Raw genomic sequence first — 21,571 nt, 5'->3', positions numbered from 1 at the left:
ATATGAAAACCATCGTTTTTGGGGCAATCGCCATTATCATACTGTTTTTCGCCAACCTGGCATGGGGGAGTGTAAACATCCCATGGCAGGACGTGGGGGCGATTATTTCGGGCTCTCAGACCGACGAAACCTACCGCTATATTCTGTTGGAATCGCGACTGCCGGCGGCGATTGCCGCTTTGCTTTCGGGCGCAGCCCTCGCCACGAGCGGCTTGCTCCTGCAGACAGCCTTCCGCAACCCCCTGGCGGGTCCTGACGTATTCGGTATCAGCAGCGGAGCCGGACTGGCGGTAGCCATCGTGATGCTTGCCTTTGGCGGCAATATTGCCCTGGATGATTTAGGGGTAGGTTTTCTGGGCGATGCCGGCAACTATGCCATCGGCGGTTTCCTGGCTATCCTCATCGCAGCCTTTATAGGGGCTATGGTGGTGATGGGCATCATCACCTTCTTTTCTGCCATTGTGCGCAGCCATACGGTACTGCTCATCATCGGACTGATGGTGGGCTATCTTGCCAGCAGCGCCATCTCATTGCTCAATTTCTTCAGTACGGCAGAGGGCGTGAAATCGTATATGGTTTGGGGCATGGGCAGCTTTGGCAATGTTTCGAGCCAGCAGATGATGTTCTTCATCCCGTTAGCCCTCATTGCCCTGGCTGCGTCTCTGCTCCTTGTAAAACCACTGAACGCCATGCTGTTAGGCGAGCAGTATGCCGAGAATCTGGGTTTCAACATCAGGCGCCTGCGCATCGTTCTGCTCATCATCACCGGTCTTCTTACGGCTGTGGTTACCGCCTTCTGCGGTCCCATCGCCTTCATCGGCCTGGCAACGCCGCATATCGCCCGCCTCATCATCGGCACGGAGAATCATCGCCGTCTGTTGCCCGTCACGATGCTGATGGGTGCAGCCATAGCCCTTCTCTGCAATCTCTTCTGCACCCTTCCGTCGGACGGTGGCATTATCCCCCTGAATGCCGTCACCCCGCTGTTCGGTGCCCCCGTCATCATCTATGTTTTGGTGAAAAAGAAATGATAGAACATCTTAAAACTAAAGTTTTATGGCTTAGATTAAACCATCTAAGTCCTTAAATAAGGTGTTAGAAAAAGAAACAGCCAACTTTCAATTGGGATATTGAAGGTTGGCTGCTTTTTTATAGTTTTCTTCTGAACTGTCTAATCAGGTACTTGGGATTTCTTCTCATATCCCATAAGTCAACAAGGATAATTCTATCGTATTCTTTATCATACCGATAGATGATTTTCCAATTTTTCATGATGATGGCACTACGGTATGAACGTAAGAAACTCTTCAGAAGAGGTTCTTTTGGCGAAGAGTAAGGGTGAATAGCCAAGCGATTTCGAATGCTTTGGTATGCTTGGTTGAATCGCTTTACGGTGGTAACTCCAAATTCAAATAGAGCATAGGCTAACACTTTTTCTAGCTCCTGGTTAAATGGCTTAGATGGTTTTATATAAGCCATAATCCCTTTGCTTTAAGATGTTCTATCATATCCTCTTCGTCAATGAGACCATTTTGCTCTATGTCGGCTTCTATGGCCTCTATACGGGCTATGGCTTCTTCTTCGTTGATAGGTCCCCATCCTTCAGGTATTCTATCCCATTCAAAATCATCATCGAAGTTATCTTCGGCGATTTTTTTTCCAGGAAGTACAACTGTAGTATTTTCATGATAGGCCGGTGTTGGCTCTTCTGCAAAAGCAGCACCATGGTCTTCCTGTAAGTGATATTTCTTCTCTTTCATACCTTTTCTTTTTTATTTGTGGCAAAGATAATGCAAACGAGTGCAATGAAAGCTTGCTTTCAGATTGCCGAGTGCAGTTTATCTTATGCAAAGATATGAAGAATTATTTAAATATCCAAGAACATTTGAAAAAATATTATTTTCTCCGTCTATTTTTTTTGCCATGATGTTACAGAACCTTACTTATTCACGACATTAATCGGATTGCCCTCGAGAAATGCCTTTACGTTGGCGGCTACCTGCTTGTTCAGGCGCTCGCGAGCCTCGTAGGTGGCCCAGGCAATATGAGGGGTGAGGTAGGCATTAGGCTCGCCGAAGAGCGGATTCTCCTTTGATGGCGGCTCCTGAGCCATTACGTCGGCACAGTAGGCACCCAGACTGCCTTCGTGAAGGGCGGCAGCTACGGCCTCCTCATCTACCAGCGGACCGCGACCCGTATTAACCAGGATGGCGGTATCCTTCATCTTCTCCAGACTCTCCTTATTGATGAAATGATAGGTGTCATCAGAAAGCGGACAATGGAGCGAGAGAATATCGCTCGTGGCAAGCAAACCCTCCTTGCTCACCTTCTGGATCCACTCAGGCAGATTGCTCGAATTCTTGCTGGTGCAGGCACAGATGTTCATGCCAAACTGGCGGGCGATGTTGGCAACCTTCATGCCGATATTGCCCAATCCCATGATACCCAGGGTCTTGCCGGCAAGTTCCATCAGTGGGGTATCCCAATAACAGAAATCCTTATTGTAAGCCCAGCGCTCGTTGCGGTTCTCCTGGGTATAATGCTCTACGCGGTTGGTTACGGCAAGGATGAGGGCAAAGGTCATCTGCGCCACGCTGTCGGTGCTGTAGGCAGGAATATTGGTTACGATGATGCCCTGTTTCCTGGCTGCCTCGATGTCTACCACGTTGAAACCGGTAGCCTGGATACCGATGTATTTCAGTTTAGGAAGCTGCGCCAGCGTCTCTGCATCTATCTGCACCTTGTTCAGAAGGATGATGTCGGCATCCTTGGCACGTTCCACTTTCTCTGCATCTGATGTGCGAGGATAAACTACCACCTCGCCCAGTTTCTCCAGAAGATGATAATCCAAATCTCCCGGGTTTGCGGCATAGCCGTCTAGAATAACAATCTTCATAAATTTTTCCCGTTTTCTGTTGTTATAAAATTCAAGACCCATCTGTCCTGACAAATCTGAGTCTGAGTTTATTTTAATGGGAAAAGCCTTCCCCTTGAGAAAGAGAAAGGCTTTTCCGTATGTATGGTTTATTCGTTCATCAAGTAGTTCTTGAATGATGCGAAATCCTTGGTCATCTGGATACTCTTCTTCTCACCCTTCATGAATTCTGCAAGGCGTGCAGGAATCTCTATATCGCTGTCAAGGATGCTGTCTACCTTCTCCTTGAACTTGGCTGGATGAGCGGTCTCGAGGAACACGCCAACCTCACCTGGCTTCAACTGCTCCTTCAGGGCGCGATAGCCGCAAGCTCCGTGAGGGTCAAGTACATACTTGGTTTCATTGTAGCACTGCTTCATGGTTTCTGCAATCTGCTCGTCCTTGTATGTAGCACCACCGATGTAGGCAGCGATGGCATCGTGATCGCCCTTGTAGAGGTCGTAGATGCGGGCAAAGTTTGATGGGTCGCCTACGTCCATGGCGTTGGCGATGGTCTGCTTGCTAGGCTGTGGATTATACTTGCCTGTCTGCAGATACTCGTAGAAGATATCGTTGGCGTTGTTGGCTGCGATGAAGCGGTGGATAGGCAATCCCATCTCATGACCGAAGAGTCCGGCTGTGATGTTGCCGAAGTTGCCGCTAGGTACGCAGATAACCAGCTTGTCGGCGAGCCCCTTCTCCTTCATGCGGGCATAGGCATTGAAATAATAGAATGCCTGAGGCAGGAAGCGGGCTACGTTGATAGAGTTGGCTGAGGTAAGCTTCATGTGCTTGTTGAGCTCCTCATCCATGAACGCTGACTTTACCAGCGCCTGGCAGTCGTCGAACACGCCGTCTACCTCGAGGGCTGTGATGTTCTGGCCGAGGGTAGTGAACTGGCTCTCCTGAATCTTGCTCACCTTGCCCTTAGGATAGAGCACGTAGACATGGATTCCGTCAACGCCGAGGAAACCGTTGGCTACAGCCGAACCGGTATCGCCCGATGTAGCTACGAGCACATTTACCTCTTCCTTGCCCTCCTGACGTACGAAGTACTGCAGGAGACGGGCCATGAAGCGCGCACCCACATCCTTGAAGGCGAGGGTAGGACCATGGAACAGTTCGAGAGAGTAGATGTTTGGCTCTACCTCAACTACAGGGCAGTCGAATGCCAGAGTATCGTATACAATCTTCTTCAATGACTCGGCATCAACGTCCTCGCCAAAGAAGGCATCTGCTACCTTGTAGGCAATCTCCTGGAAACTCAGTTTCTCGATGTTGTCGAAGAAATCCTGTGGCAACTTCTTGATGATTTCTGGCATATAGAGGCCACGGTCTTCTGCAAGACCTTTAACTACCGCCTTGTGAAGGTCGGCGATGGGTGCTTTCTTATTTGTTGAATAATATTTCATTTTTTACTTTTAACTTTGAGATTTGAACATTGAACTTTATGATTAGCTTTGGGGGCTATCATGAAACCGTTGATTTTAATTGATCGCCATGAAGGCATTCATGAATTCCTGCAGCTGCAGCATGCCGTAACCGCCACTCACGCAGCTTACCTCGTCATACTTCTCTACGCTATCCGGCTCAATGCCAGGGTAATAGATGATGAAAGGAACAGGCTCCTTGACGTGGGTACGGATCTCTACCGGAGTAGGATGGTCTGGGAGAACTGCGATGCATACCGGCTCGTCCCAGGTGCTTACCTCATCGAAGATAGGCTTGATGAGTCGCTGGTCGAGGTTCTCGATGGTCTTCAGCTTCAGCTCCAGATCGCCATCATGACCTGCCTCGTCGCTTGCCTCTACGTGAACATATACGAAGTCGTCGCCGTCCTTCAAAGCCTGGATAGCTGCGGCTGCCTTGCCCTCGTAGTTGGTATTGGCAAGACCGGTAGCGCCCTCAACGATGATGTTGCGCAGACCGGCGTAATGGCCGATGCCTCGGATCAGGTCTACGGCAGAAATCACGGAACCCTTCTTGATCTGTGGATACATCTGAGAGAGGGTGAGCATATGCGGACGGTAACCGCCGCCCCAAGGCCAGATAAGATTGGCCATTCGTTCGCCACGCTCCTTGCGCGCCACATTGAAAGGATGGTTCTCCAGGAGTTCCTGACTCTCGAGAATCAGCTGGTTCAGAAGGTCGGCTGTATCACGACGGCTGATGTGACCCTCATCGCCTCCAATCTCCGGCAAGATAGGTTTCACCATCAGCTTATGCCATTCCTCGTTGGGATGATCATGAGGTGGGGCACAGTCGATATGCTTGTTTCCGTGCTTCACCACCAGAAGATGGCGATACTGGATGCCGGTAACAAACTTGACGTCAGGATATTTCTTGCCGAGGGTATCGTTGAGATACTTGATGAGCACATCCGCATCTTCCGTTTCCAGGTTACCACCGTTGTGGGTGATAATCTTGCCGTCCTGCACATTGATGATGTTGCAGCGCAGGGCAAGGTCGGTAGGCTCCAGTTCATAGCCGATGCTGGCAGCCTCCAGCGGTCCGCGTCCTTCGTAAACTTCGTTCTGGTCATAGCCCATGATAGAGCTGTTAGCTACCTCAGAACCCGGATGGAATCCATCTGGCACGGTAACGAGTCTTCCTGTCTTGCCCTTCTTGGCAAGCATATCCATATAGGGTTTGTTGGCGTATTGCAGGAGAGTCTTTCCACCCAGTCTTTCTACCGGGTGGTCAGCCATTCCGTCGCCAAGAATGATAATATGTTTCATCTCTTCTTTTAATGTTAAGTGTTAAATGTTAGCGATACTCATGATGTTGGCGAATACACCGGCAGCAGTTACGCTGGCTCCGGCACCATAGCCCTGAATCATCATAGGGTATTCCTTATAGCGCTCGGTGGTGAGCAGCACGATGTTGTTGGAACCTTCCAGATTGTAGAACGGATGCTCAGGACCTACAGCCTGCAAACCTACGCTTGTCTTGCCGCCATCCAGGGTAGCAACGAAGCGCCAGCGTTTGTGCTCTACATCGAGCGCCTTGCGCTTAGCCTCGAAATCGGCATCGAGTTCAGGAAGTTTCTTCCAGAAGTTGTCGAGCGAACCCTTGAAGTATTTGTCTGGCACGAAGAGGTTCTTCTCTACATCTTCCTGCTCTACGCGGTAACCTGCCTCGCGGGAGAGAATCACCAGCTTGCGAATCACGTCCATACCGCTCAGGTCGATACGTGGATCAGGCTCGCTGTAGCCCTTCTCCTTAGCCAGTCTCACGGTCTCAGAGAATGGAACGACGCTGGAGATGGCGTTAAAGATAAAGTTGAGCGTACCCGAGAGAACTGCCTCAATCTTAAGGATTTTATCTCCGGAGTTGCGGAGATCGTTGATGGTTCCGATGATAGGAAGACCGGCACCTACGTTGGTCTCAAAACGGAATACTACACCACGCTGGATGGCAGTCTTCTTCAGTTTCTCGTAGTTCTCGTATTCGCTTGATGCAGCTATCTTGTTGGCTGCGATAATGCTAACGTTGTGCTCCAGCAGACTCTGGTAGAGAGCGGCCACATCCTTGCTGGCTGTACAGTCTACAAACACGCTGTTGAAGATGTTCATCGCCAGGATGGTATCGCGCAGAACCTCTGGAGTGCTTGGGTCTGATTTCTTCAGTTCCTCGCTGTAGTTCTCGAGATCAATACCATCGCGGTTGAAGATGGCGTTCTTGGAAGAAGCGATACCCACCACGTTGAGCTTCAGTTTGCTGCGCTCCATGAGGTCGGCATACTGGTTCTTGATCTGCTCGATGAGCTTTCCGCCCACGGTACCCACACCGCAGATGAAGAGGTTCAGCACCTTGTATTCTGAAAGGAAGAAACTGTCGTGGAGCACGTTGAGTGACTTTCTCAGATAATCGCTCTTCACTACGAACGAGATGTTGGTCTCTGAAGCACCCTGTGCACAGGCGATGACGGAAACACCGCTACGGCCGAGGGTTCCGAAGAGCTTACCGGCGATACCGGCGGCATGCTTCATGTTTTCACCCACGATGGCGATAGTGGCCAAGCCCTTCTCTGCGTGCATTGGGAACATGGCACCATCGGCAATCTCGTTGTGGAACTCATTGTTCAATACCTTTACAGCCTCTTCTACATCCTGCTCGCGCACACCGATAGAGGTAGAGTTCTCAGATGATGCCTGTGACACCATGAACACAGAGATGCCCTCGTTGGCAAGAGCGGTGAAGATACGGCGGTTTACACCAATCACACCGACCATGGAAAGACCGGTTACGGTGATGAGCGCTGTACCGTTGATGGAAGAGATACCCTTGATAGGCTTCTGGTCGCCATCTATCTTGTTCTTGATGATGGTGCCCGGAGCATCTGGGTTGAAGGTGTTCTTAACCTTGATAGGAATATTCTTGACACAAACCGGGTAGATGGTTGGAGGGTAGATGACCTTTGCACCAAAGTTGCAAAGCTCCATCGCCTCAACGTAACTCAGTTCGTTGATGGTATAAGCTGATTTGATGACACGTGGGTCGGCGGTCATGAAACCGTCTACATCAGTCCAGATTTCGAGCACTTCTGCATCGAGGGCAGCTGCTATGATGGCTGCTGTGTAGTCGCTACCGCCACGGCCAAGGTTGGTGGTGCGGTCTGTGTTCTTGTCACGACTGATAAAACCCGGAACGAGAGATATGCGTGGAATTTCTGCAAAGGCTTCTTTTACCAGTTTGTTGGTCAGCTCGCTGTCGAGTACATGCTTGTCTTTGCCGTTCTTGCGCTCAGTCTTGATGAAGTTGCGTGAGTCGAACCATTTGGCTCCACGAATCAATGTGGCAACAATCTTGGAACTGAGTCTTTCACCATAACTCACGATGGCATCCTGTGTTTTCTCGCTGAGGTCGTGGATGAGGTACACACCAAAATAGATGCTCTTCAACTGCTCGAAGAGGGCATCAACCGATTTGAATAAGTTTTCTCTGTCTGTTGTGTCGGTGATGATGGTATCTATCATCTTGTGGTGGCGATCAACCATGGCTTCGAATTCTACTTTCCACTGTTCATCACCCTGGAGGGCAAGTTGAGAGGTCTGCAAGAGTTTGTCCGTGATACCGCCAAGCGCGCTCACGACAACCACTACACTCTGTTTCTTAGCCTCGTTTTCAACGATACGTTTCAAGCTGAGGATGCTTTTTACGGAACCAACCGATGTTCCGCCGAATTTTAATACTTTCATATGTTCTTGAATTTTACGTTGGTAATGTAATGCCTCCCCCGAAACGACCGGGGCCGAAGCAGAACTTGTGGGCAAAAGTACGAATAATATATCAAACTGCCAAGGATTTTAACAAAAAAGTAGCATATTGTAGATAAAAAAGCTATTTCAGTAGATAATTATAGGCTCTTCCTCTCCCTTATACCTTATTATATATATAAAAAACGTTGAAATGTTTGGGTGTTTCGGATTATTTGCTTAATTTTGCCGATGTAATTCAAAGCATTAGCAATATGGTTACAGAAGTAAATAGTAAAAATCAACTCGTTGAACGCAATTTCAAACGAAATGAGATGCTGGCTGAGTATTTCTTTGGTATTTCAAAGATGGTATGCAGCGGTATTGGAATTGGTGCATTGTCGCCACTGTTTACAGGTGAGGCAATGGGAGTAACTAACTATGTTTGCATGGGATGCGCAGTAATCGCTGCTGCATGTTTTGCTTATGCAGGCAATTATTTATTAAAAGTAGAATTAAAAAAGAAATAATTATGGAAATGTTGACAATACTTTTTGCAATAGCAGCAATCATTGGTGTCGGTTTGGTTATTTGGATGAAATATACTGAATCAGGTAAAAAATGGGTTGAGGGTGAGTATTAATACTTTTTGAATCAAGTAATGAAATATCTTTTATTCTCAGATATCCACGGCTGTTTGCCAGCCCTGGAAAAGGTCCTCGATTTCTTCGAGGCTGAACATTGTGACATGATGTGCATCATGGGGGATATCATCAACTACGGTCCCCGCAACCGCATTCCGGAAGGAATCGATCCTAAGGGTATCGTAGAAAGACTGAATGCGCTGGCTGACAAGATTATCGCTGTGCGTGGCAACTGTGATGCGGAAGTAGACCAGATGCTCCTCGATTTCCCTATCATGGAGACCTATGCCTTGCTGGTAGACGGAGGCAAGCGCTATCTTCTGACTCATGGACATGTATACAATAAGGAAAACATGCCGAAGGGTCCTTACGAGGCTATGATCTATGGCCACTCCCATCTCTGGGAACTCTCTCATAACGAGAAGGGGCAGGCCATCGTAAATACCGGCAGCATCACCTTCCCGAAGGGTGGCAATCCGCCAACCTTTGCAACATTGGAAGATGGTAAGTTCACCATGTATCAGCTGGATACGCTCGAAGTACTGGCTACAATGGAAGCATGAAAAAGTGAAAGTGAAAAGTGAATTGTGAATGTAATGCGAAATCCGTAATATGGAATCGGTCACTTGTCACTCGTCACTTTCATTAAACTAATCATAAAGTTCAAAGCTCAAAGTTCAAAATATAATGATTCAAGAGTATCAGATAAGAATTCTGCCCGAACAGGCAGCAAGCGAGGAAGGCATCAAGCGTTATCTCGCCAAAGAAAAGGGATTGGATGTAAGAACGCTCAACCAGGTGAGGGTTTTGAAGAGAAGCATCGATGCCCGTCAGCGCACCATCTTCGTCAATCTGAAGGTGCGTGCTTATATCAACGAATTTCCGCAGGACGACCAGTATGTCCATACCGAATATCCGGATGTGAGCAGCAGACCTCGTGTTATCGTTGTGGGTGAGGGACCTGGCGGACTCTTCGCTTCCCTGCGCCTGATAGAACTGGGATACCGTCCTATCGTGCTGGAGCGAGGCAAGGATGTGCGCGAACGCAAGAAGGACCTCTCTAACATTACCAAGACTCAGAAGGTAGATGGTGAGAGCAACTACTGTTTCGGTGAAGGTGGAGCCGGTGCTTATAGTGACGGCAAACTCTATACCCGAAGCAAGAAAAGGGGTAGTGTAGACAAGATTCTGAACGTATTCTGCCAGCATGGTGCCAATACCAATATCCTGGCAGATGCCCATCCGCATATCGGTACCGACAAGTTGCCACGCGTTATTGAAAACATGCGCAACACCATCATCAAGTGTGGCGGCGAAGTGCATTTCCAGACCAAGATGATTCGTCTGATCCTTGAGAGTGAAGGTAAGCTGACGGCACCTGATGCTGCAGCTGGCGATAGGGTGATAGGTGTAGAAGCCGTGAATCTGGCTACGGGTGCTGAGGAAACTTATCGCGGACCGGTTATCCTGGCAACAGGTCATAGTGCCCGCGATGTATACCGCTATCTCGCTTCGGCAAAGATAGATATCGAAGCAAAAGGCATCGCCGTAGGTGTGCGTCTGGAACATCCTTCCCAACTCATCGACCAGATTCAGTATCACAATAAGAGTGGTAGAGGAAAATATCTGCCTGCTGCCGAATATAGCTTTGTTACTCAGGTAGATGGCAGAGGTGTCTATAGCTTCTGTATGTGTCCGGGCGGTTTTGTGATTCCGGCTGCTACAGGACCGGAACAGCTCGTGGTGAACGGTATGAGTCCGAGCAACCGCGGTACTGCCTGGAGCAACTCGGGCATGGTGGTGGAAACTCATCCCGAGGATGTGGCGCAGTTTGTGAAGGAACATCAGTCTGTCATCGAACAGCAGGAAATGAAGGCGCAGAAGAATGCTTCACTCTTCACTCCTCACTCTTCACTCCAGATGATGTACTTCCAGGAAATCGTGGAAAAGCAATGCTGGCAGCAGGGCAACATGAAGCAGACTGCACCGGCACAGCGCATGGCTGACTTCGTGAACAATCGATTGAGTTATGATCTGCCAAAGAGCAGCTATGCTCCAGGCTTGATTTCGAGTCCGTTGCATTTCTGGATGCCGTCTTTCGTGAGCAAGCGACTGCAGGAAGGCTTTAAGACCTTCGGCAAGAATGCCCATGGTTTCCTGACCAACGAGGCTACACTGATAGCGATGGAGACGAGAACCTCATCGCCTGTCCGCATCGTCCGTGACCGCGAAACCCTGCAGCATGTCCGCATCCAGGGACTCTTCCCATGTGGCGAAGGTGCTGGTTATGCAGGCGGAATCGTATCGGCTGGTGTAGACGGAGAAAGATGTGCAGAGATGTGTGCTGAGTATTTGAAACAACAATAAACGAATGCCTGGAATGATGAAATACAGAAAAACGGGAAAGTTTAAGCTGGGCTTCTTGACTTTACTCCTGAGTGTGCTCTTCGTGGCGTGTGGCTCGGGAGCGTCAGATGTTGACAGACAAATCAAGAGCAAGACTGATTTGAAGGGGGCTGTGATTGGTGTGCAGCTCGGTACTACTAGCGACGGACTAGCTACGGAGCTGGAAAAGGAAGGTGGCGGTACCAAGGTAGAACGGTACAACAAGGGAGCCGATGCCATTCAGGCACTCCTGCAGGGTAAGATAGACTGCATGGTGACCGATGAGGCGCCAGCCAAGGCATTTCAACGGGTGAACCCATCGCTCCGTATCCTGCCCGAAACCTTCGATGCGTCCTTTTTCGCCATCTGCGTGGCTAAGGATCATGCTGAGTTGCAGCAGTCCATCAATCATGCCATCCGTATTCTGAAAGAGAATGGCGTCATCGATTCCATCGTCAACCGCCATCTGGAACGGGGCATAGCCGTGGCTTATACGCCAAAGACTTCTGACGTGAAGAAGGTGGGACCGGAAGCGCTGCAGAAACTCGGCTTGAAGACGAGTCTCCGTTTTGCCACCAACGCTACCTTCGAGCCTTTCGAATATTACCAGAATGGCAAAATTGTGGGTATCGACGTGGATGTGGCGAATGCCATCGGCGATGTGATGGGCGTGGATGTCGAGATTCTCGATATGGAGTTTGATGCCATCATCACCTCTGTACAGGCTGGTAAGGCGGATGCGGGTATTGCCGGCATCACGGTTACTCCTGAACGGAAGAAGAATATCGGATTTACAGATTCCTATGCCGATGTGCGACAGGTTATCATGGTGAATTCCAATGAAGTGAAAGCAGCCGGTAACCAGCCGGGAGTGATAGATAAGTTTAAATCCTGCTTCATAGATGACAACCGTTATCAGTATCTGTTGCAGGGTTTGGGCAATACGCTCATCATCACCTTCTTCGCCATCATCCTTTCCGTGATACTCGGAACGCTGATAGCTATTGTCAGAGCACGTCATGAACGTAAGGGCGACTGGAAGATTCCGAACATGCTCTGCCAGCTGTACCTCACCATCATGCGAGGCACGCCAACCATGGTGCAGTTGCTCATCATCTATTATGTGGTGTTTGCTTCAGCAGATGTCAATAAGATACTGGTGGCTGTCATCGCCTTCGGCTTGAACTCGGCAGCTTATATTGCCGAGGTAATCCGCTCGGGCATCATGTCGGTGGATAATGGTCAGATGGAGGCGGGCAGAAGTCTCGGTCTTTCGTATGGCAAGACGATGCGTCTCATCATCCTTCCGCAAGCCTTCAAGAATGTGCTTCCGGCTATGGGTAACGAGCTTATCACTCTGCTCAAGGAAACCTCTATCAGCGGTTATATCGGACTGGTAGACTTGACCAAGGGTTCCGACATCATCCGAAGCATTACTTACGAAGCGATGATGCCGTTGGGCGTAGTAGCCTGCCTCTATCTCGTTCTTGTTCTCGGACTGAACGCAGGAGTGAGAAGGCTGGAGAAGAGACTGAGAAAGAGCGAAAGGAAATGAGGAATCCTGAAAGGGCAAAAGCTTTAAAACAATGGATAAAATGAACGAAATAATCAAGATAGAAGGACTTCGTAAACGCTTCGGCGACAACGAGGTGCTGAAAGGCATTACCACCTCGGTGAGGAAAGGTGAGGTGGTTGCCATCATCGGTCCGTCGGGTTGTGGCAAGAGTACCTTCCTGCGTTCCATCAACCTTCTGGAAGAACCTACCGAGGGTAAAATCTTTATCGATGATATGGATATCACATCAAGCGATGTTGATATCAACCGAATGCGCCAGAGGGTGGGTATGGTATTCCAGCAGTTCAATCTCTTCCCTAATATGACCATACGCCGCAACATCATGCTGGCTCCGGTAGAATTGGGTAAGATGACAAAGGAAGAAGCTGATGAGAAAGCAACGGAACTCCTGACCCGTATCGGATTGCTGGATAAGGCCGACAGTTATCCCGACAGTCTGTCGGGCGGACAGAAACAGCGCGTAGCTATCGCCCGTGCCTTAGCGATGAATCCTGAGGTAATCCTCTTTGATGAGCCGACTTCGGCTCTCGATCCGGAAATGGTGGGCGAGGTACTGCAGCTGATGAAGGATGTTGCTGCCGAGGGAATGACGATGGTGGTGGTGACCCACGAGATGGGATTTGCAAGAGAAGTGGCCAATCGTGTTCTCTTCTTCAGTGACGGCTATATCACGGAAGACGGAAGTCCTGAGCAAATATTCAACCATCCAAAATCGCCAAGACTACAGGAGTTTCTGGGAAAAGTTTTGTAATAGTTGATAGTTAACAGTTTATAGTTAACAGTTTATAGTTAACAGTTACTTGATGACAATAAAAAAAGATGCATTACTGGTATATTCAGCAATGCATCTTTTTTATTTGATGGTCTACAATCAGTAAAATGTTAACTGTAAACTATTAACTATTAACAGTTTTCTTCTCAATAATCTCTTCAGCACGTTTCAGAGCCTTGCTGATGTGATCTGTGATATTATCCTTGCCAAGAATATTGTAGAAACCAGCCTTTTCCAACTGGGCGTTTACCTTCTCGCAAACACCGGAGAGTACAACCTGAATGTCCTCCTTCTGACTCATCTCGCAGAGGTTGGTGAGGTTGTGGATACCGGTTGAATCAACAAATGGAACCTTGCGCATACGGATGACACGTACCAGTGGACGGTCACCGAAAGCTGCCATCACTTCCTCAAACTTGTTACCAGCTCCGAAGAAGAAAGGACCATTGATTTCGTATACCTCTACGCCCTTCGGAATCGTATAGTGCTCCAGGTTGGTTGAGAGGAAGTCAAACTCCTTGTTCAAGTCAATCTCATCATCGGTAATAGCTTTCACGTCGGTGGTTTCGCTCATTCGCTTCATGAAGAGCAGACAGGCGATAATCAGACCCACCTCGATGGCTACTGTCAAATCGAAGATGATGGTGAGGAAGAAGGTAATCAGAAGTACGGTTACATCGCTCTTCGGATTCTTCATCAATGCCAGGAAACTTCTCCATCCGCTCATTCCGTAAGATACAACTACCAATACACCGGCAAGACAAGCCATTGGTATGTACTGGGCAAGAGGCATCAGGAAGAGGAATATGAGCAGCAGAACTATGGCGTGGATGATGCCTGCAATAGGAGTCTTACCGCCATTATTGATATTGGTCATTGTGCGGGCAATGGCACCTGTTGCAGGAATACCGCCAAAGAGGGGAGAGGCGATATTGGCTAAACCCTGAGCTACCAACTCGGTGTTACTGTCGTGATGATCGCTGATTACACCATCGGCAACAGTTGCTGAAAGCAAACTCTCAATGGCTCCCAGGATGGCGATGGTAATAGCTGGTGATACAAGACTCTTGATGGTCTCCCAATTCATGGCTGGTACCTGAGCTGCAGGCAGTTCGTTGCTGATAGAGAAGCGGTCGCCGATGGTCTCGATACTCTCAACGCCGGCAAACTGCTTGAGCAGTAAGGCTACAACGGTCATCAGGATGATGGCAATAAGAGAGCCCGGAATCTTCTTGCTGAACTTAGGGGTGATGGCGATAACCACTACGCTTACTACTCCGATAAGGGCACACCAAGGATCTATGGTGTCAAAGCTTTGGAAGTAGACGCCCCATTTCTCCAGAAAATCAGAAGGATTTGAAGTCAACGTCAATCCAAAGAGATCCTTGATTTGGGTCGTGAAGATGGTTACGGCGATACCACTGGTAAATCCCACAACGATAGGGTAAGGGATGTACTTGATGATGGTTCCAAGACGGAGAAGTCCGAAGAGAACCAGGAACAGACCAGCCATCAGTGTCGCTATCGTCAAACCTTCCATGCCATATTTCTGGATAATGCCATAGATGATAACGATGAATGCTCCCGTAGGACCACCAATCTGCACTTTGCTTCCACCGAAGATGGAGATGATGAGACCTGCTACAATGGCGGTGATGATACCCTTTTCAGGGGTCACGCCAGAAGCGATACCGAATGCGATGGCCAGAGGCAGGGCTACGATACCAACGATGATACCTGCCATGAGGTCAGACATGAATGTTTTCTTGTTGTATGTCTTTAAACAGGAAAACAAACTCGACTTAATTGCTAATGCCTTCATTTGAAAGTTTTAAAATATATGTAATTAATCTTGTTATCCGTTAAAACGTGTGCAAAGGTACTATATTTTTTTTAATTGGCAAAATGTTTTTCTGAGTTTCTCCCTTTTCTTCGATAATATTCTTCTTCGTATAGTAATATTCTTCTTTGATAGATATATTCTCCGGATAATACTTTTCTAGTTGAATCCTGATTTCTTTTCGGTCTTGGAATATGAGTACAATATTATTAATGCGCTTGCGGGTGTGCGCCCGCACATGCATGCAGGCGTATGCATGTATAAAATAAAGTGTAGTGGTAAGAAAAACTCCCGAAAGTCTTTACAAGTGTTAAAAAGGCACTAAAATCTCAACTTTTTTGCGAAAAGATTTGGTGGAATGAAAAATAGTTAGTACTTTTGCACTCGCTTTTGAGAAATACACTTTCTCTTAGCAACAAAAGAAAGAGTTCTTTGAAAGATTTTACATAAACAGACAAGTAGTACAAGAAGCGGTTTTGGATTACACCTTATTATATAGGGAGTATAAAGAAACCGGGTAAAAAGAAACGAACCGTCAAGCAATTGACAAGTCAGGTTTACTAAGCTTCAATAAACGAAAAGGATATTCGTCCTAAGTACAGACAACAAACACTTCGCTAGACTTTCGGGTATAGCAAAGTAGAAATGATATTTTACAATGGAGAGTTTGATCCTGGCTCAGGATGAACGCTAGCTACAGGCTTAACACATGCAAGTCGAGGGGAAACGACATCGAAAGCTTGCTTTTGATGGGCGTCGACCGGCGCACGGGTGAGTAACGCGTATCCAACCTGCCCACCACTTGGGGATAACCTTGCGAAAGTAAGACTAATACCCAATGATATCTCTAGAAGACATCTGAAAGAGATTAAAGATTTATCGGTGATGGATGGGGATGCGTCTGATTAGCTTGTTGGCGGGGTAACGGCCCACCAAGGCAACGATCAGTAGGGGTTCTGAGAGGAAGGTCCCCCACATTGGAACTGAGACACGGTCCAAACTCCTACGGGAGGCAGCAGTGAGGAATATTGGTCAATGGACGAGAGTCTGAACCAGCCAAGTAGCGTGCAGGATGACGGCCCTATGGGTTGTAAACTGCTTTTATAAGGGAATAAAGTGAGTCTCGTGAGACTTTTTGCATGTACCTTATGAATAAGGACCGGCTAATTCCGTGCCAGCAGCCGCGGTAATACGGAAGGTCCGGGCGTTATCCGGATTTATTGGGTTTAAAGGGAGCGTAGGCCGGAGATTAAGCGTGTTGTGAAATGTAGACGCTCAACGTCTGCACTGCAGCGCGAACTGGTTTCCTTGAGTACGCACAAAGTGGGCGGAATTCGTGGTGTAGCGGTGAAATGCTTAGATATCACGAAGAACTCCGATTGCGAAGGCAGCTCACTGGAGCGCAACTGACGCTGAAGCTCGAAAGTGCGGGTATCGAACAGGATTAGATACCCTGGTAGTCCGCACGGTAAACGATGGATGCCCGCTGTTGGTCTGAATAGGTCAGCGGCCAAGCGAAAGCATTAAGCATCCCACCTGGGGAGTACGCCGGCAACGGTGAAACTCAAAGGAATTGACGGGGGCCCGCACAAGCGGAGGAACATGTGGTTTAATTCGATGATACGCGAGGAACCTTACCCGGGCTTGAATTGCAGAGGAAGGATTTGGAGACAATGACGCCCTTCGGGGCCTCTGTGAAGGTGCTGCATGGTTGTCGTCAGCTCGTGCCGTGAGGTGTCGGCTTAAGTGCCATAACGAGCGCAACCCCTCTCCTTAGTTGCCATCAGGTGAAGCTGGGCACTCTGGGGACACTGCCACCGTAAGGTGTGAGGAAGGTGGGGATGACGTCAAATCAGCACGGCCCTTACGTCCGGGGCTACACACGTGTTACAATGGCAGGTACAGAGAGACGGTCGTACGCAAGTACGATCAAATCCTTAAAGCCTGTCTCAGTTCGGACTGGGGTCTGCAACCCGACCCCACGAAGCTGGATTCGCTAGTAATCGCGCATCAGCCATGGCGCGGTGAATACGTTCCCGGGCCTTGTACACACCGCCCGTCAAGCCATGAAAGCCGGGGGCGCCTAAAGTCCGTGACCGTAAGGAGCGGCCTAGGGCGAAACTGGTAATTGGGGCTAAGTCGTAACAAGGTAGCCGTACCGGAAGGTGCGGCTGGAACACCTCCTTTCTGGAGAGACGAATTTCCTATGAAGAGATAGGAATCTGATTAAAAGTTCGCTTCTCTTCTTGTACGCACCATCTGTTTTATTAAATACAGGAGACTGGGATTCCCTATACGTTATATAATATATAGAGATGGCTCAAGCAAAATGGTTCAACTCCACAATCTCCACTATGCCTTTAAGGCAAGAAGATCTTTGACATATTGACACAAGCAAAACTGTAAGTAATGAACTTTAGTTCAGACTAAAGTAAATCAAATCGCAAGATGAGATTTCACTTTGTTAGAATACAGCTGAAAGTATGAGCTACTTATTCGTTATTCGGAAACGAGTAACAAGAATACAGTCGTAAAGAAAGTAAGAAAGGGCGTATGGCGGATGCCTAGGCTCACGGAGGCGATGAAGGACGTGATAAGCTGCGATAAGCTTCGGGTAGGTGCAAATAACCCTTGATCCGAAGATTTCCGAATGGGACAACCTAGCCGTCTGAAGGACGGTTACTCTTACCAATGTAAGAGAGCTAACGCAGGGAACTGAAACATCTTAGTACCTGCAGGAAGAGAAAATAAATGAATGATTCCCCCAGTAGTGGCGAGCGAACGGGGAACAGCCCAAACCGTTGACGTCGCAAGGCGCCAGCGGGGTTGTAGGACCGCGACATTGTACTGAAATGGTGAGTGGAAGTATCTGGAAAGTTACATCACAGAAGGTGATAATCCTGTACACGAAGCCAGATCAGGCATAGCGGTATCCTGAGTAACGCGGGACACGAGGAATCCTGCGCGAATCTGCCGGGACCATCCGGTAAGGCTAAATACTCCCGTGAGACCGATAGCGAACGAGTACTGTGAAGGAAAGGTGAAAAGAACCCCGAGCAGGGGAGTGAAATAGTTCCTGAAACCATACGCCTACAAGCGGTCGGAGCATCGTAAGATGTGACGGCGTGCCTTTTGCATAATGATCCTACGAGTTACCGTCACTGGCGAGGTTGAGTGTCATGAGACACGTAGCCGCAGTGAAAGCGAGCCTGAACAGGGCGCACAGTCAGTGGGGGTAGACGCGAAACCAAGTGATCTACACTTGGCCAGGATGAAGTCCCGGTAACACGGGATGGAGGTCCGCACCAATAAGCGTTGAAAAGCTTCTGGATGAGCCGAGTGTAGGAGTGAAAGGCCAATCAAACTTGGAGATAGCTCGTACTCCCCGAAAGGCATTTAGGTGCCGCGTCGGATGGTCACCGTGAGAGGTAGAGCGACCGATAGGACAAGAGGGCTTCACCGCCTATCGAGTCCTGACGAACTCCGAATGCTCACGGTCTGCAGTCCGGCAGTAAGGGGGCGGGTGCTAAGGTCCGTCCCCGAGAGGAGAAGAATCCAGACCGCCGTCTAAGGTCCCGGAGTTCTGCCTGAGTTAGTCTAACGAAGTCTGGTCCCTATGACAGCTAGGATGTTGGCTTGGAAGCAGCCATTCATTCAAAGAGTGCGTAACAGCTCACTAGTCGAGGGTCCGGGCATGGATAATAATCGGGTATAAGGCAGACACCGAAGGCGCGGGATAGCAATTGTAAAAGTATCGGTAGGGGAGCATACTCACAGCGTCGAATGGTGTACGTAAGTTATCCTGGAGCGGTGAGTAAAGCAAATGTAGGAATAAGTAACGATAAGGAGGGTTAGATTCCCTCCCGCTGTAAGACCAAGGTTTCCCGGGCAATGCCAATCAGCCCGGGGTCAGTCGGGTCCTAAGTCTAAGCCGAACGGCGATGGCGATGGCAGAGACGGTTAATATTCCGTCACTGCCGCATGGGGCGACGTGGAGACGGAGCAGTGAAACCACCGCGGGGCGACGGAAGTCCCCGTTGAAGAGTGTAGGCGTTGAGGATGGCAGGCAAATCCACCATCCGAGCTGAACTTGACAGTATGGAGTCTTCTTCGGAAGAATCCAATAGTGTGGGTAATCATACTCCCGAGAAAATCCGCTAAGCTTAACCCATGCGGCACCCGTACCGCAAACGGACACACGTGGTCGGGTAGAACATACTAAGGCGTTGAGAGATTCATGGTTAAGGAACTAGGCAAATTGACCCTGTAACTTCGGGATAAAGGGTCCTCGTGATGAGCGAGGCGCAGAGAATAGGTCCAGGCAACTGTTTAACAAAAACACAGGGCTGTGCAAACTCGAAAGATGACGTATACAGCCTGACACCTGCCCGGTGCCGGAAGGTTAAGAGGAGATGTCACTCGCAAGAGGAAGCATTGAATTGAAGCCCCGGTAAACGGCGGCCGTAACTATAACGGTCCTAAGGTAGCGAAATTCCTTGTCGGGTAAGTTCCGACCTGCACGAATGGTGTAATGATCCGGACGCTGTCTCAACCATGAGCTCAGTGAAATTGTAGTATCGGTGAAGATGCCGATTACCCGCGATGGGACGAAAAGACCCCGTGAACCTTTACTACAGCTTAGCATTGACCTTGGTCATCCGATGTGTAGGATAGGCCGGAGGCTTCGAAGCGGGAGCGCCAGCTTTCGTGGAGCCATCCTTGAAATACGGCCCTTTGGCTGTCTGAGGTCTAACTCGCTAGTGCGAGGACACTGCTTGGTGGGTAGTTTGACTGGGGTGGTCGCCTCCAAAAGCGTAACGGAGGCTTCCAAAGGTGCCCTCGGGTCGATTGGTAACCGACCTCAAAGAGTGCAATGGCATAAGGGCGCTTGACTGGGAGGCAGACATGCCGAGCAGGCAGGAAACTGGGGCATAGTGATCCGGCGGATGTGTATGGAAACTCCGTCGCTCAAAGGATAAAAGGTACTCCGGGGATAACAGGCTGATCCCCCCCAAGAGCTCATATCGACGGGGTGGTTTGGCACCTCGATGTCGGCTCGTCACATCCTGGGGCTGGAGAAGGTCCCAAGGGTTGGGCTGTTCGCCCATTAAAGTGGCACGCGAGCTGGGTTCAGAACGTCGTGAGACAGTTCGGTCTCTATCTATCGTGGGCGTGGGAGTTTTGAGTGGTGCCGTCACTAGTACGAGAGGACCGTGATGGACAGACCTCCGGTTTACCAGTTGTGCCGCCAGGCGCACCGCTGGGTATCTGAGTCTGGATTGGATAAGCGCTGAAAGCATCTAAGTGCGAAGCCAGCCGCAAGATGAGAACTCCATTGAGGGTCGTCAGAGACGATGACGTTGATAGGATGCAGGTGTAAAGACAGCGATGTCAAAGCCGAGCATTACTAATTGCCCGAACACTTTCTTTAGAAAGTTCATAGTTTCAACTGTATGTACAGTCTGAATGGTGCTGAAAGTTGTAATTCAACATTCAACAATCAACATTCAACATTACTTATACGTTTGCTTGTGTGCAAATACGTCATAACCCATTATCAGGTGGTTATTGCGGTGAGGTCCCACCTCTTCCCATTCCGAACAGAGAAGTTAAGCTCACTTGCGCCGATGGTACTGCAATGCAATGCGGGATAGTAGGTAGCCGCCTCCTTTTAATTTCAGAAGCCTCGATTACGAAAGTAGTCGGGGCTTTTCTGTTTAATAACTCTGGCTATTTAGTATAATTACCCTTGCTATATAATATAATAACCCCTCGCTATTTACCATAATAGCGAGGGGCATTTCTGCGATATTCTGAGTGCTTTGTCTACTGCTTGGTGAATTTCAGTTTTTTAGGAATCTTCACCCATTTCCGGTTTCGGGCAATTTTCAGGTTACTTCCATCTTTCTGCTGCAACTCGTAACTACCATCGGGCAAGGCTATGAGGTCGGCAGTAAGATCTTCGCTCCCGTAATCATTGATAATGGATAGATGAGCGGTCTTTCCTTCTATGTCAGCATCTGTAATCAGCCATTTGCGACTATCACGTCTGTCACCGAAATATCCGGGCATTTCACCGAACAGTTCCTGTCCTGGAACCTTGAGGTTCTTATGGTAGAAGTCTATATTCATATAGACATCATACTCTTTGTTTGTAATCTCCCCCTTGAATAGGGTGCTGTCTGTTTGTGCCATACTAGATATACTAATTAGGCATAATAATGTTGCTAAAATCTTTCTTT

Annotated in this window: 14 protein-coding genes and 3 rRNA genes; 9 read left to right on the top strand and 8 right to left on the bottom strand. The window is 48.8% G+C overall.

Going from position 1 to position 21,571, the window contains the following annotated elements:
- The first annotated feature begins 2 nt into the window (after positions 1-2).
- Positions 3-1,031: an iron chelate uptake ABC transporter family permease subunit gene (locus ONT18_RS06420; protein ID WP_153093035.1), complete on the top strand. Its 1,029-nt coding sequence runs from the start codon at positions 3-5 to the stop codon at positions 1,029-1,031.
- Between the two features lie 118 nt (positions 1,032-1,149).
- On the opposite strand, the gene ONT18_RS06415 is transcribed toward ONT18_RS06420, so the two are convergent.
- The 6 genes from ONT18_RS06415 to thrA all read right to left on the bottom strand — a co-directional run bounded on the left by ONT18_RS06415 (position 1,150) and on the right by thrA (position 8,115).
- Positions 1,150-1,479: a type II toxin-antitoxin system RelE/ParE family toxin gene (locus ONT18_RS06415; RefSeq protein ID WP_153093034.1), complete on the bottom strand. Its 330-nt coding sequence runs from the start codon at positions 1,477-1,479 to the stop codon at positions 1,150-1,152.
- Positions 1,467-1,760 carry a hypothetical protein gene (locus ONT18_RS06410; protein ID WP_118139958.1) on the bottom strand — a complete coding sequence of 98 codons (294 nt, stop codon included), beginning with the start codon at positions 1,758-1,760 and terminating at the stop codon, positions 1,467-1,469. The genes ONT18_RS06415 and ONT18_RS06410 overlap by 13 nt, the downstream gene beginning before the upstream one ends.
- Before the next feature lie 179 nt (positions 1,761-1,939).
- Positions 1,940-2,896 carry a D-2-hydroxyacid dehydrogenase gene (locus ONT18_RS06405; RefSeq protein WP_022120314.1) on the bottom strand — a complete coding sequence of 319 codons (957 nt, stop codon included), beginning with the start codon at positions 2,894-2,896 and terminating at the stop codon, positions 1,940-1,942.
- Between the two features lie 128 nt (positions 2,897-3,024).
- Positions 3,025-4,326 (bottom strand): threonine synthase, encoded by a 1,302-nt coding sequence (gene thrC / locus ONT18_RS06400; RefSeq protein WP_006848737.1) that lies wholly within the window; start codon positions 4,324-4,326, stop codon positions 3,025-3,027.
- Positions 4,327-4,401: 75 nt separating this feature from the next.
- On the bottom strand, positions 4,402-5,652 hold the full coding sequence (locus ONT18_RS06395; protein WP_006848736.1) for a cofactor-independent phosphoglycerate mutase: 1,251 nt from the start codon (positions 5,650-5,652) through the stop codon (positions 4,402-4,404).
- Positions 5,653-5,673: 21 nt separating this feature from the next.
- Positions 5,674-8,115 carry a bifunctional aspartate kinase/homoserine dehydrogenase I gene (gene thrA, locus ONT18_RS06390; RefSeq protein ID WP_264904553.1) on the bottom strand — a complete coding sequence of 814 codons (2,442 nt, stop codon included), beginning with the start codon at positions 8,113-8,115 and terminating at the stop codon, positions 5,674-5,676.
- 272 nt (positions 8,116-8,387) lie between these two features.
- On the opposite strand from thrA, the gene ONT18_RS06385 reads away from it, so the two are divergent.
- The 5 genes from ONT18_RS06385 to ONT18_RS06365 all read left to right on the top strand — a co-directional run bounded on the left by ONT18_RS06385 (position 8,388) and on the right by ONT18_RS06365 (position 13,468).
- Positions 8,388-8,642, top strand: coding sequence for a hypothetical protein (locus tag ONT18_RS06385; protein WP_264904552.1), 255 nt, complete (start codon positions 8,388-8,390; stop codon positions 8,640-8,642).
- A 131-nt stretch (positions 8,643-8,773) separates the two neighbouring features.
- A complete protein-coding gene (yfcE, locus tag ONT18_RS06380; protein ID WP_006848732.1) occupies positions 8,774-9,319 on the top strand; it encodes a phosphodiesterase in 546 nt (181 codons plus the stop codon).
- Between the two features lie 124 nt (positions 9,320-9,443).
- Positions 9,444-11,123, top strand: coding sequence for an NAD(P)/FAD-dependent oxidoreductase (locus tag ONT18_RS06375; RefSeq protein ID WP_119230137.1), 1,680 nt, complete (start codon positions 9,444-9,446; stop codon positions 11,121-11,123).
- Between the two features lie 13 nt (positions 11,124-11,136).
- Entirely contained in the window at positions 11,137-12,696 is a 1,560-nt protein-coding gene (locus ONT18_RS06370) for an ABC transporter substrate-binding protein/permease (protein WP_264904551.1), read from the top strand.
- A 31-nt stretch (positions 12,697-12,727) separates the two neighbouring features.
- Positions 12,728-13,468 (top strand): amino acid ABC transporter ATP-binding protein, encoded by a 741-nt coding sequence (locus tag ONT18_RS06365; protein ID WP_118066845.1) that lies wholly within the window; start codon positions 12,728-12,730, stop codon positions 13,466-13,468.
- A 145-nt stretch (positions 13,469-13,613) separates the two neighbouring features.
- Here the strand turns inward: ONT18_RS06365 and ONT18_RS06360 are convergent, their stop codons facing one another.
- A complete protein-coding gene (locus tag ONT18_RS06360) occupies positions 13,614-15,311 on the bottom strand; it encodes a SulP family inorganic anion transporter (protein ID WP_118080486.1) in 1,698 nt (565 codons plus the stop codon).
- Between the two features lie 673 nt (positions 15,312-15,984).
- Here ONT18_RS06360 and ONT18_RS06355 point away from each other — a divergent pair.
- From ONT18_RS06355 to rrf, 3 genes are all read left to right on the top strand, one after another.
- Positions 15,985-17,516: ribosomal RNA gene (locus ONT18_RS06355) — 16S ribosomal RNA — on the top strand.
- 346 nt (positions 17,517-17,862) lie between these two features.
- Positions 17,863-20,760: ribosomal RNA gene (locus ONT18_RS06350) — 23S ribosomal RNA — on the top strand.
- Positions 20,761-20,886: 126 nt separating this feature from the next.
- Positions 20,887-20,999 (top strand): 5S ribosomal RNA (rrf, locus tag ONT18_RS06345).
- Together the 16S, 23S and 5S rRNA genes form the textbook arrangement of a ribosomal RNA operon.
- A gap of 156 nt (positions 21,000-21,155) precedes the next feature.
- On the opposite strand, the gene ONT18_RS06340 is transcribed toward rrf, so the two are convergent.
- Positions 21,156-21,524, bottom strand: a complete 369-nt coding sequence (locus tag ONT18_RS06340; protein WP_264904550.1) for a hypothetical protein — start codon at positions 21,522-21,524, stop codon at positions 21,156-21,158.
- Between the last annotated feature and the right edge of the window lie 47 nt (positions 21,525-21,571).

The organism is Segatella copri (assembly GCF_026015295.1).
Taxonomy (GTDB): domain Bacteria; phylum Bacteroidota; class Bacteroidia; order Bacteroidales; family Bacteroidaceae; genus Prevotella; species Prevotella copri_C.
Note: the sequence above shows the minus strand (reverse complement) of the source record. Positions and strands in the feature narration are given on the sequence as shown.